The sequence below is a fragment of the Zunongwangia pacifica genome (genome assembly GCF_023499215.1).
Taxonomy (GTDB): Bacteria; Bacteroidota; Bacteroidia; order Flavobacteriales; family Flavobacteriaceae; genus Zunongwangia; species Zunongwangia pacifica.
Map to the genome: position 1 here is coordinate 1 of NZ_JAKHSK010000040.1, position 11,938 is coordinate 11,938.

General features: G+C 33.9%; 14 protein-coding genes. 1 reads left to right on the plus strand and 13 read right to left on the minus strand.

All coding sequences use genetic code 11. The features are described 5' to 3' along the window. Positions 1–278: 278 nt before the first annotated feature. The 3 genes from L1967_RS19080 to L1967_RS19090 all read right to left on the minus strand — a co-directional run bounded on the left by L1967_RS19080 (position 279) and on the right by L1967_RS19090 (position 3,227). On the minus strand, positions 279–1,013 hold the full coding sequence (locus L1967_RS19080; protein WP_249603100.1) for a CatA-like O-acetyltransferase: 735 nt from the start codon (positions 1,011–1,013) through the stop codon (positions 279–281). 311 nt (positions 1,014–1,324) lie between these two features. Continuing rightward, positions 1,325–2,119 (minus strand): cation efflux transmembrane domain-containing protein, encoded by a 795-nt coding sequence (locus tag L1967_RS19085; RefSeq protein ID WP_249603101.1) that lies wholly within the window; start codon positions 2,117–2,119, stop codon positions 1,325–1,327. A gap of 361 nt (positions 2,120–2,480) precedes the next feature. Then, complete coding sequence (locus tag L1967_RS19090; RefSeq protein WP_249603102.1) at positions 2,481–3,227, minus strand: SDR family NAD(P)-dependent oxidoreductase; 747 nt, start codon at positions 3,225–3,227, stop codon at positions 2,481–2,483. A gap of 103 nt (positions 3,228–3,330) precedes the next feature. On the opposite strand from L1967_RS19090, the gene L1967_RS19095 reads away from it, so the two are divergent. Beyond that, positions 3,331–3,666 (plus strand): winged helix-turn-helix transcriptional regulator, encoded by a 336-nt coding sequence (locus tag L1967_RS19095; protein ID WP_249603103.1) that lies wholly within the window; start codon positions 3,331–3,333, stop codon positions 3,664–3,666. 315 nt (positions 3,667–3,981) lie between these two features. On the opposite strand, the gene L1967_RS19100 is transcribed toward L1967_RS19095, so the two are convergent. The 10 genes from L1967_RS19100 to L1967_RS19145 form a co-directional block, all read right to left on the minus strand. Continuing rightward, positions 3,982–5,511 (minus strand): ArnT family glycosyltransferase, encoded by a 1,530-nt coding sequence (locus L1967_RS19100; RefSeq protein WP_249603104.1) that lies wholly within the window; start codon positions 5,509–5,511, stop codon positions 3,982–3,984. A 119-nt stretch (positions 5,512–5,630) separates the two neighbouring features. Further along, on the minus strand, positions 5,631–6,284 hold the full coding sequence (locus tag L1967_RS19105; RefSeq protein ID WP_249603105.1) for a DUF4276 family protein: 654 nt from the start codon (positions 6,282–6,284) through the stop codon (positions 5,631–5,633). Between the two features lie 5 nt (positions 6,285–6,289). Beyond that, positions 6,290–7,354 (minus strand): AAA family ATPase, encoded by a 1,065-nt coding sequence (locus tag L1967_RS19110; RefSeq protein WP_249603106.1) that lies wholly within the window; start codon positions 7,352–7,354, stop codon positions 6,290–6,292. Between the two features lie 612 nt (positions 7,355–7,966). Continuing rightward, positions 7,967–8,425, minus strand: coding sequence for a GNAT family N-acetyltransferase (locus tag L1967_RS19115; protein ID WP_249603107.1), 459 nt, complete (start codon positions 8,423–8,425; stop codon positions 7,967–7,969). Beyond that, complete coding sequence (locus L1967_RS19120; RefSeq protein ID WP_249603108.1) at positions 8,397–9,044, minus strand: hypothetical protein; 648 nt, start codon at positions 9,042–9,044, stop codon at positions 8,397–8,399. The genes L1967_RS19115 and L1967_RS19120 overlap by 29 nt, the downstream gene beginning before the upstream one ends. Before the next feature lie 285 nt (positions 9,045–9,329). Further along, positions 9,330–9,581: a DUF4279 domain-containing protein gene (locus tag L1967_RS19125; protein WP_338063560.1), complete on the minus strand. Its 252-nt coding sequence runs from the start codon at positions 9,579–9,581 to the stop codon at positions 9,330–9,332. Between the two features lie 39 nt (positions 9,582–9,620). Next, complete coding sequence (locus L1967_RS19130) at positions 9,621–9,968, minus strand: hypothetical protein (protein WP_249603109.1); 348 nt, start codon at positions 9,966–9,968, stop codon at positions 9,621–9,623. Positions 9,969–10,089: 121 nt separating this feature from the next. Continuing rightward, the gene (locus L1967_RS19135) at positions 10,090–10,650 is read right to left on the minus strand and encodes a helix-turn-helix domain-containing protein (RefSeq protein ID WP_249603110.1); all 561 of its coding nucleotides are present in this window, start codon (positions 10,648–10,650) and stop codon (positions 10,090–10,092) included. Positions 10,651–10,660: 10 nt separating this feature from the next. Then, positions 10,661–10,999 carry a type II toxin-antitoxin system HigB family toxin gene (locus tag L1967_RS19140; RefSeq protein WP_249603111.1) on the minus strand — a complete coding sequence of 113 codons (339 nt, stop codon included), beginning with the start codon at positions 10,997–10,999 and terminating at the stop codon, positions 10,661–10,663. A 271-nt stretch (positions 11,000–11,270) separates the two neighbouring features. Beyond that, the gene (locus L1967_RS19145; RefSeq protein ID WP_249603112.1) at positions 11,271–11,816 is read right to left on the minus strand and encodes a hypothetical protein; all 546 of its coding nucleotides are present in this window, start codon (positions 11,814–11,816) and stop codon (positions 11,271–11,273) included. Positions 11,817–11,938: the final 122 nt, after the last annotated feature.

Below are 11,938 nucleotides of genomic sequence, written 5' to 3' on the forward strand. Positions count from 1 at the left end.
CCGGGCGTAACAGGAAACCTATGGCTTAAAACGATCAAAATGACACTAAATCCTGTAAGTACCAGTGAAGGAACATAGTAAAAAGCAGTTGCACTTTAGGTCAATAACCAAAAGCCGATATATTGCATAGAGGCTAGGTTTACTATCTAACAAATATTACCTCCTAAAAACAGACTAATCCCCATATATACTTAATCGGCAAAGAACCGGTTTAGTCAACAGTGCGTTCATGTTAGGCCGTTCCGGCCACACGAACGCTTAGTTATTAGCGGTAGTTTTTATTTATTCATCCACTCTTTAATATTTTTTCCAAACTCTTCTATTTCATTAATCAATTTACAAGTATGATAACCATCAGCGACTGCGTGGTTTACAAATAAAGAAAGAGGAATGAAAAATTGTTTTTCTTTTTGATAATATTTTCCAAAGCGTATAATTGGATATAAAAACGAGTTTTCGTGATAAGTATCTTGACTGAAACTTTCAAAACTTAGCCACGGAATCGTTGAAACTGGGCAAAAGTTGGCAGGACGATTTTCTTTGGCTTTGATTTTCTTTATGTTTTTATATTTTTCAATGTCATTGATTATTTCTTGGTAAAATTCTATGAAAGTTGGTTTGTATTCGCTCCATATATCAGAAAAAGTTTTGTCATCATCGTGAAAAATAGTGTACGAAGGATTTACATAATTCCAAAATCCCAAATTTCCGTTTTCATTAAAACTCATTCTAAATTCTTCGTTTTGATTTACTATTTTCATTATAACGAATAGAAATGACGGATAAAATTTCAGGTTATTATTCTTGACTTCCGAATAAAAAGAAGTTATGTCTATATGGTGAGTTATGTTATATTTTGTTTTGATGTTCTCAAAGAAATAATCAAAATAAGGTTTTCTTTTCCAATCTATAGAAACGGGCGTAAAAACTGCTTTCATTCTTTTTGTGAGACGATTTTGGTTAAAATTACCGCTAACATAGATATAACACAACTCTTGTTTTGTGATATCCATTTTAGTTCAATTATAAAATTACCAAAATTCCCTAATATCCATTACGGTTTTCTTTAAAATAAAATCCTAACTCAGCTTTCCCGAGTAAGAAAAACGTAGTGCCCTTGGAAAGCTTTAGTGAGAATGTAGAAAATTACAGCTGATTTTTTTAATGTTTTTGAATTCTGAAAACTTCAGGGTTCGGTATTGGGTTTTGCAAGAACACTCTAAAGTGAAAATCCCTGAATTTACAGGCAGGCAGGCGGAGGATTTTCAGAAAGAAGAGAACAAGCAATTACTTATAGTCATTTTTGTGGTTAGTGTTTTTTAATTTATTTACTCAATTTTAATATTCTAAATGCTCCTTGAATTACCAATACAAAAACGATTGTTCCGATAATCAAATCAGGTTTGCTTGAACTCAACCAATTTACCAAAAGTCCAGCTGTAATTACTCCTAAATTGATAATCACATCATTTGAAGTGAAAATCATACTTGCTTTCATATGAGCCTCTTCCTTACTTTTTGACTTTTGTAAAATGTAAAGACAAATTCCGTTTGCAATAAGTGCGAAAACCGAAACGATAATCATTGTCGAAAAGTTGGGTAGTTTCTCGTCTCCAAAAAATCTTCTTAAAACTTCTACAAATCCGATAATCGCAAGTGTTATCTGAAAATATCCAGCAAGTCTGGCAATCCGTTTTTTCTTTATTACTGTTCCGCCAACCGCAAACAAGCTAATTCCGTAAACAAAACTGTCAGCAAGCATATCTAAACTGTCGGCAACAAGTCCCATTGATTTTGAGAGTATTCCTGTTGTCATTTCTATTATGAAAAAAGCAAAATTGATGACAAGTACAAACCAAAGTAGTTTTTTCTGATTTGCATTTTCTTTAAAATCTATTTGATCAGTTTTTTCGGTCGAGATTTTTTTTCCACCTAAATTTAGTTCAAGAACTGATTTTTCAATTTGGTCAGTTTCTCCGATGTGAAAAACAGTCAGTTTTCGGTTGGGAATGTCAAAGTCCAAATTCGCAATATTTGAAATTCCGTCCAATTTCATTCGAATTAGATTTTCCTCTGAAGGACAGTCCATTTTAGTAATTTCAAAAATTGTTTTATTCATTTAGTTTCTTGTTTTTTTACATTAACCACAACGTAGCTCTAACACAACTCTTCTTGTGTTATATCCATTTTAGTTCAATTATAAAATTACCAAAATTCCTCAATTTCCATTACGGTTTTCTTTAAAACACATCCTAACCTGGGTTTTCCCGAACCGGAAAAATGAATTTTTTCAGGAAACAACGCGCTAGGGTGAAGCTCATAAAAAGAGGCTGCCTAAAAAGATATTCTGTATTTAACTGTTGGTCTGGGCCGATACTTATCTCGCCAGTTTCACAGTTTTAGGATACTTTTTAGACAGCCTGCTAATTACTATTTTGGCCTTGTTGGTGATTGGTTTTAACAACAAGGGAATGGCTTAATTAATTTCTTCCGGCCATTACTCCGCCATCAATATCCCAAATGGCGCCGGTTACCCAAGCGGCTTTTTCTGAGAGTAAAAACAGAATGGTATTCGCGATATCTGTGGGTTCTCCATTTCTTCCAATGGGATGAAATCCATTAAAATCTTTCAATGCTTCTTCGGCTTCTTCTTTTCCTCCAAATACTCCGTGATACACCGGGGTGTTTACCACGGCCGGTGATACGGCATTTACGCGAATATTAGCTTCGGCTAACTCCATCGCTAAGTGTTGGGTTAAGGAATGTAAGCCTGCTTTTTGCATCGAGTAGGCTGATGATGGTGTGGCTTTTATGGCTTGTTTTGCCCACATCGAGCCTACATTTACGATCGATCCGCCCTTGGTGCTTTTCATTTTTTTAGCGGCACTTTGAGTGATAAAAAAGAAACCTCTGTTTAAATCTAAATACGAATCGTAGTCTTCAACCGTGTGTTCCAAAAATGGTTTGGGCCCAAAAATACCGGCTGCATTCACCAAATAATCTAAGCGTTCTAATGATTCTATTTCTGAAATCAATGCATTTACCTCTGCCATATCAGAGATGTTTACAGAATGCTTCCTTAAATGATCGGCATCCGGCACTTTGTCTACACTTCTACCTACCGTATGCACGATGGCTCCGCTTTCTAATAATGCTTTGGTGGTTGCTTTTCCAATACCGCTGGTGCCTCCAATAATGAGGGCTACTTTGTTTTCGAATTCTTTCATTTTGACTTTTTTTTAAACTATACTTTTTATAGTTTCTAAAGTAAGTATTGTTATTTATATTTGCAATAACGGTCAAAAATGATAGTTTAAATTTTAGATAGCGATGTATACATTTAAAGGAAGGGAATACCCGTGTTGTACCAGCTTAACAATGGGAATAATAGGCGGAAAATGGAAGACAGTAATTTTATTTTATTTAGCGAACGGAAAATTGCGCTACAACGAATTAAGGAAGGAAATGCCTACGGTTACTGAACGCACGTTAAGTTTACAGTTAAAAACCTTAGAAGAGGATGGCATCATTAAAAGGAAGGTGTATACGTCTAAACCTCCTTTAAAGGTGGAATACTCGTTGACGGATTTTGGAAAAACCCTAATCCCAATCGTACAATCTATCGCAGATTGGGGAAATTACGTGGTTGAAAATCATTCAAAATAGTTTTTTGGCGTGTTGCGGTATTTGCACTGCTGAATTACGGAGAGGAAAGTTTGGTAATTTTGGGCAAAGAAAAGTGGTAATCAACGATATCAAGCTTTTTGCTGAAATTCATCACCGAAAAAATTGATGCTTATATTACAAAAGATATAAAGTCTTTTAAAAAGATGATTGACCCTTTAAAAGAGGAATTTAATTTAAAGTTTGAAGTGATTGATTTAACAACTCCATTAAATTCGAAATTAGGAGGCTTGTTTTAATTGTCCCCAAGCGAAAAATCCGAGCTAAACGCATTAAATCTACAGCATTCGTGGTTTTTCATTCGTAGCGATCGCCTTTCGCCTCCTTGATTTCAGATTTTATTCTTGCAGTAACGTCTATTTTTGCTCCGATAAACGCAAAGATTAAGGTTCTAAATTCCCTGGCGTACGGATTGGTGATTGAATCGGCTACCACAGCGGTATCAAAATAGGGACTGGTTTCTGCAAGTTCGTCGTCTTTTTCCCTGTAGTTTTTAATCCGAATCAGATTAACGTATGGCGTCTCCAGGTCAAACCAATTCACATAATCGGCATTAAAAGAAACGGCTTTAATATCCTGCTTTGTATAATAATTAATGGCTCCGGCTTGCCCGTAATTGTCACAAAGCACCAGGGTTTGGTGGGGATTGGGTAAGGTGATATAGACCGAATCTACTTTTCTTGCAAGTTCTTTCCATCCCAACATATCGGCATAATCCTGCGGAAGGGAATGGTCTTTTCCATCTTCCCAGCGGAGCAAACCAAGCTCTTTATAGGCATCTGAATGGTTTACAATCCACTCCGGACTTTTATTGGGAAAAGCGATTTGATATGTTGGAATAAAAATCAATAGCGGAATGGCGATGACTACTGGTTTTAAATAGCGTTTCCACCCGGCTTTTAAAACATCGGCCAAAAATACCGAACCAAAGGCAATATAAATAGGATAAAGTCCTATGGCATAGTAATCTTTTGCCCTAAAGTACATAAAGACGATTAGCGTAAAAAAGAACGCCCAGAAAAAGGATTGGTAGTTTTTAAAAGGTCGATAAAATAACAACGCACATAAGCCTGCAATAATCACTGGTAAAGCGCCAATAAAAAATAGGACTTGTGATTGCAGAAACTCGATTCTATCGACATTGACTAATTGCGTTGCTGATAGTTCTTCCATATGGCGAATCACCGGAAAATTATGGGTGTATTGCCATATAAGATTGGGCAGCATAATCGCCAAGGCCAGCAATATTGCCCGGTATAATTCTTTCTTAAAAAGTATGTTACGTTGATTGGTGATAAGAATGGCGGGAATTAAGCCGATGATGAGAAAAAGAATGTTGTATTTATTGAGAAAGCCAATAGCGAAAACCAAGGCCAGCAAATACAAATATTTAGACTTTTTGGTATTGAAATAGGTAATGAGAAAAAAATACGCCGTTGCCCAGCAGAGCACATCTAGGGAGTTGGGCTGGTATAGGGTGTTTAATCTTAAAAGTGAGGAAAACAACACACAGGTTGCGCCCAAAATCAGGGCAAAAAGGTTTCCTTTTAATCGTTCTATGGTTTTCCAAACGACGAGGATGGTCAAACTACCAAAAAGGGCGGGAAAAAACTTGACCCAAAAAACGGAATTCCCCAGTAAGTAAATGATACTGGAAATCCAGGAAGAAACGGGCGGCACCGATAAATATCCCCAGGCTAAATGATGGGCTTGATCCAGGTAAAGGTATTCGTCCCGTTGCAATTCATATTCGGGACTTATTAAATGGTATTGAAGTATAAATTTTAAAAGTATAAATCCGATTAAAATCCACCACTTATTTTTCATCGATGTTGGAATGCTTGTTTAGAATGAATGCTAAAATCATTATATTCATACCTGTTATCATAAGAACTCTTTGCAATCAAAAGTAATAGGATTGCAATGTGCTTGAGCATTAGTGCTTGTTATAATCCCTCAATTTTTACAATCCAACTATTAAATCTTGGTGATTTACGTCTAATGTTATTAATACCAATAGTTTCAGCTAAAATTGAACCATAAACAATTTTATTATAACCTTCTATTAACTTTATCAAACGCTTTGAAGGCGCTGTGTTAGGATTATCGTTAATTAGTTCTGGATTATCATATTGATTTAAAATATTCTCCAATTCATTTTTATCCTTGAATTCCTTTACTTCAAATGTATTTTCAAATGATTGTATGTTATTAAACAATAGACCTTCAAACTCGTGAAGCTGTATATAAGGAATGAATCTGTTTCTTAAAACTGAATCCACATCAGCTAACATTTTTTGTTCTAAAAAATCCATTCTTTGAGATTTGTCAACAATCGTTTTAGACTCTTGCCAACCTGGGTAGTTAAATCTATCAGGAATACCATAGTAGTCAATTAACGTAGTGACAAAAGAATCACCCTCTCTTAAGTGGTTTTCTATTTGTGTTTTTAATACTGTCCACGGAACAATTCCTCCTCCTGATTTCTTAATAAGAGGTATTTGGATGTAAATATCTTTAGATAAAAAATGAGGCTGTAAAACATCTCTAACAAATTCCTGTTCTGTTGGCCCCTCACAAACGATTACTAATCTCTTCATTATAATTATCTGTTAGGCTGTCCTCCAGTTAAAATATTCCTCTGCCATAAGTCTCCTACACTATAAACATCTAACCATTCTTTCAAATTATCATCATCTAGTCTGTTGAAATGACTTTCTCCATCTTTTAAGTCAACAGTTACTATATCTTCAGGCAGAAAATGATTTACCAAATCTGCTGACTGTGTAGCTACAATGACTTGGACATTTTTTGCAGCAATACTTTTAATCATTCCTGCTAATTTGGAAATTGCAAATGGATGCAATCCTAATTCCGGCTCATCGATTATAATACTAGATGGTAATTCTGGTTGCATAAATAATACTGTCAAAGCAATGAAGCGAATTGTACCATCAGATAGGTCTGATGCACCATAAACTGTTGAACTGTATTTACTGCGCCATTGTAGTCTAATAAAACCTTCTTTATTTGGTTGAAAGAAAAAGTCCGAAAAGTATGGTGCTATACTTTGAATTGTTTGAACAATTCTATTGTAAACGACTTTGTGATTTTCGTGAATAAAATATAAGAATGCGCTTAAATTACTTCCTTCTTCATAAAGATAATATTGGTCATTAACAATATTACTCATCTGCGAAAAAGGTGAGTTTTTACTCGTATCGTGAAAATGATATTTTCTAAAGCTGTTTAAATGATTTATTACATATTTAGCTCTGTAGTTGTCTGTAGATTTAATTCTTGCCTCTGTTCCAAAACTTGAAATATCTCTGCCTTCATTTCCTCTGTATATGAGATATTCATTAGCAAAAATGAAATTTTCATCCCCTAATTTTAATGTCGCTTTGTAACCGTTGATACCATTCCCAAAACTGGTTTCAAATTGAATTATTTCTGTGTTTTCAGAACCTTTATGCAACATTTTTTCAGTTCCACCTCGAAGAGCTATATATTCCTGAAGCCTTCTATCTTGAAGTGCATTTAAAAATTCAAAAAATGAAATAAAATTACTCTTGCCAGAGCCATTAGCGCCTATAAGAACGTTAATAGCCCCAATATCAAGATGAATATCTTTGATTGATTTATAACCTTTTATTTTTATATAGTCCATATGTTATTATCCTGCAATGTCACTAGTTTATCCTTCTTACTTGTTAGAGACAATAAATTACTTTACATCGATATCTAAAATACCCTATACCTCTATCAAAATTTCTAGTCTAGGCTTTTGTAGATTTTTAGTAATAAGCATTTACCATATTGTAGCTCTCTCTAATTTTTTCTGCTAACCAAATCTGTTTAATTCCTTTCTACTCCAAAACTTCCTTAATTCGGTTCATTTCTAATGTTGTTGTTTCCACTTCACTAAGTTACATTTACATCTTAAAATATTATGTATAGAGACAATTTTTTTCAGGTAGTGAGGAAGTGAAAACTCTTTTGGTTTTTCAGAGTTGATTTGAGCTTCCTCAAAACCAACTGCGCTTTTACGTAGGTCGCCCCATTTTTAAGCTTTTTGCTAAAATACTTATAATGCACTATACTCCTTATATATCTAACAAAAGATTTACAATTTTTATTATGGTCTGCCTAAAATAAAAACTTAACCTCAGCTCTTCCCAAACAGGAAAAATGTAGTTCTCTTGGAAAGCTTCAGTGAAAAAGTTCACTACCATTGATAGATTCTGTTTCAAATCAGATGTATTCAAGGCTTAGCGGAGTTTTAGACAGGAGTTTTATTCTTTTTACAAAGTAGTAGTACTTTTTTTTCGTATCTGTTATTAGAATTACACCATTCTAGTTTTTTTGCTACTTGTTCAGGAGGGGTAGTATCCAGCGCGTTATTAAATCCGAATTTCGCATAAAAACCCAACAGGTTTTCAAAAGGCAAACACCACATACAGGTGGATGCTTCAAATGGGTTTTCTTCGCACAAAGTTCTTACAATATTTTCAGCGACGCCCAAGCCTCTATAATTTGGAAATACGTAAATCCCACCAAGTTCTATATGGTTATCGTTAATTTTTACCAACCGCCCAAGTCCGGCGTTTTCATCTCCTATTTTAGCTATCACAATATACTCGCTTTCATCATTGGATTTTGTAAAATCAACCTCCTCATATTTTGTGTTTATCCAATCGATCTCATTTTTTTCAGCTTGTTTTATGGTTATTGCTTTCATCTTCATTTTTAATTTTAAACGTATTATTTGCTATTAATCGCAAGAGGTTCTCTTTCCAATTCTTTGCCAACGAGCCTCCGTTGTCATTTTCTTTTGCGTCGGTAACGACTCCGTTTAAAAGATATTTGGTTGAGGCAATCACTTTATTAGTGTCCACAACTATTCCCGCCGGGCCTCTAGCTGAGTGATGTTCGTGCTTTTTCATTTCTGAATACGTGATCGTAAAGCCGTTTTCAACTATTTCTTTTGCTTTTAGCTTAAATTCGGCATCGATGATGGAAAGAATCACTAAAATTTGGGGACTCACCCAAGAACCCGATTTTAGACGATTCCATAAATCGGTTTTTATTTCCGTCTGTAGGTTTTTATCAATTTTAAGCGTTGCAAGTGCTGCTACCAGATGTGGTCTCCAATCTTCGTTGTTTAACAATAATCTAATTCCGGCTACTATTGCTGCGTTAGCATTTTCTGAAATGATATCGTCAAGTCTGTCAATACTTTTAGTGAGGTTCCATTCTTCCGGTGGGTTTGGGACATCATTTAAATTCAAAAAAGGTAAATGGTTAGGATGCCCATTCCAAAAATCATTAAAAACCCCAAATTTTGGTTTTTTCCTCATTTTTTCTAGTTAATTAAGCACAATAGCTTCACTATCACAAAACCGGCATTTGCGTTTCGCTGCGCCAAGCTTGTAAGATTTATAGGTTTTGTTGGCAAAGGTAGTGTACCTTCAGATGGTGACGTAAGGTTTCCTCCCAAAAATCACCAATTTCAATTAAGGCTTACTTTAAAATAAAAATACTATATCAAAAAATCCATTTTTTGCTTGCTACGGCTTGGATAATAGATTTTACCTGGATGCTTTTTTATGGTAAGTCACTTTTCAGGGGCTTTTATTGATTTTTTAAAGTACAGATTTTAATTCTTTGCCGTGAATATATTGATCTATTTCAATTCCTAAATTCAATTTGCTCAATCGGTTAATCGTTTGGCTGTCAAAACTTATTCCTTTATTCCCGTCAATATATTGTTGAAGATGAATTGAAATATAGGCATCTGCCATTTCCGTAAGCTTCCTAACACCTTCAATATCTTTTTCTAAGTCAGTTAATAAAAGTTTTAGTTTTGTATCTAAATCAAAAGCCCTACTTTTTATTGGCTGAAATTATATGTTCCGCGACCACCTTTTCTTTTATCATTTACACTCCATCCAAAAAGGCCGTTCAAGTTGATGAATGCTGAAAGTTGATGAAAAGTCAGATCTTCTGAAGTTGCCGTTAAATAGACCTGATTTTCCATTTTCAGTTCCAACATAGGTAATTTCATTATCTTTTTTAGAGAAATAAACACATAAGAAAAAAGGTTCGTCTTTTATGGCAAAATAAACCACATTGTCCTCCTCAAATGATGCAAGGTCTACTCGCTCAATTTTCAGTTTTCTATCTTCTATTTCTAAATCAAGAACTTCAAGATATTGTTCGGTAGTTCCGAATGTTGGGTTTTCAATTTCTAAAATGGCTTTTTTAATTAGTTTCTCTTTCAATAGCAGTTCGGTTTTCAAGATTAATAACAACTGTTTTTATAATATCAGTTTTTGGATTGGATAGAAATTAAAAGTGTTATACTCTCGATTTTTTTTGAGAAATAAACAAAGAATCGGTAATTCAGGCTAACTCCAAATCATCTGTACTTAATTTCAAGTTGGGATTATCTAATTTCTTAATTGTTGTTCTAATTTTTATTCTATCAGACTGAGGCAGAAAAGTAGGCACCAAATCTGTCAAATCAATTTTCAAAAGTCGATTTATTACAATCAAATCTTTTAAAGAAAACGGACTTACTCCATTCATTAATTCTGAAATATAAGATTTGCTGTTATGTCCTAAAATTGCACCAAAATCTTGCTGTGTTAGATGTAAGTTTTTTAATTTTTTTCGAATCAGTTCTTTTCTTCTCTGGATAAATAAGCGTTCCTTTTCTGCAATTGATGTTGCAATATCACTTTCTCGAATTTTCTTTTCAGAAATTTTCGATTCAGCATTCCAATTTTCATTTTCATAAAGCTCAATTAAATCTCTTAATTGCTTTCTTAACGGTTTATATGTTGGATCTTCTTTTGATAGCACGCGCAACTTTCGGTCAGCAATCAAAGCCCTTTCAAAGTCTAGTTCATTTTTAATTTCTCCGGTCTCCAGCAGTTGTGATATGTCAAATTGTATACTCATCCTTTTATTTTTAAATCCAATCGTTAGATTTTAACCACTTTTTAATTGTATTTCTATTATTCTTAAAAATCGTTTCGTACTGCTGATGTGTCCCTGCCCATACCACCGTTGCTTCTTCATCTTCAAACTCAATTAAAATCATTGTTCTATGAATAGCGATATTAAAGAAATAAAATCCGTCACTATGAACATTATCCGCATCTGTTCTTGTTTTATTTAGTTCACTTTGGTCTTTCCAATCATTATCGTAAATATCCTTCATTAACTTGTCGATAGCTTTGGCCAAAGGAATATTTCCTTTGTTTTTTCTTTTAAGCTTTTCTAAGATCTTCTTGTTAATCAGTCTCATTTACCTTCGTAAATTTACAAAAAATGTTCGGTTATTTTCCGAACATTTTAAATTTATTACTATTGCTTAAATTCTTGCTATCCTCTTGTTTTCTTTTAAATTGGACTTTTATAACTTTTCAACATTATTATACAATGTATTTATTTCTTATATTTTCCGAAGCAGTAATGATTTTATATAAAAAATTCCGGATTGGTTTGAAACTAAGATAGCTAAAATTACCGACTTTTATGCTTGCGCGATTGTTGTTTTACGGTGTTGTAGCACGTTTTTATTTCCTTTGTGATAATATAATATCATTTATTTTGTCTAAACATTTAAATCTTATTCGATTATTTCCCCAATGAAAAGAGGTCATTTTTTTCTCATTAGTTATATCAAATTCTATTTCCTCTCCGTTGTAATTTTCATCGTCTTCAGCACCAATTACAGGTGTTATTTCAATCATTGCGTCAGGATTATTAACAGAGTCATTTGAATAAGTTAAAAACCTTTCGGATAAGTGTATTTCCTTGATGTAAGGTCTCCAACCTTTTTTATAACTTAAATTTCCTTTTATTCGGTAGCTTAGAAGAGATTTACTGTTGAAAAGGTTTAATTTACTCTCAATTATCTTGACTTGAAAAGAATCAACTTTTAGAGCTTCTTGTTTAGACCACCATCCGATGGAGTAAGTTTCGGTTATTTCAACTTTAGGATGTCTCGGTTCCTTAGATAAACTATAGAGCAATAGGTTTGGGAAAAGAAAATAATAAGCCAAAGTAAGAAGGACTAAAATCAGTCCACTCCAAATTAATATTTTTTTCTTTTTCGTCATTTCCTTTAAAATTACTTATAGCAGCCTTATCATCAAGCAACCAAAGTCCAGTTTAAAAGAAAAACCGCTTTAAGGGGGTGATTGGGATAAGGATTTTTTGGAATTATTAGCTTGTGCGACGC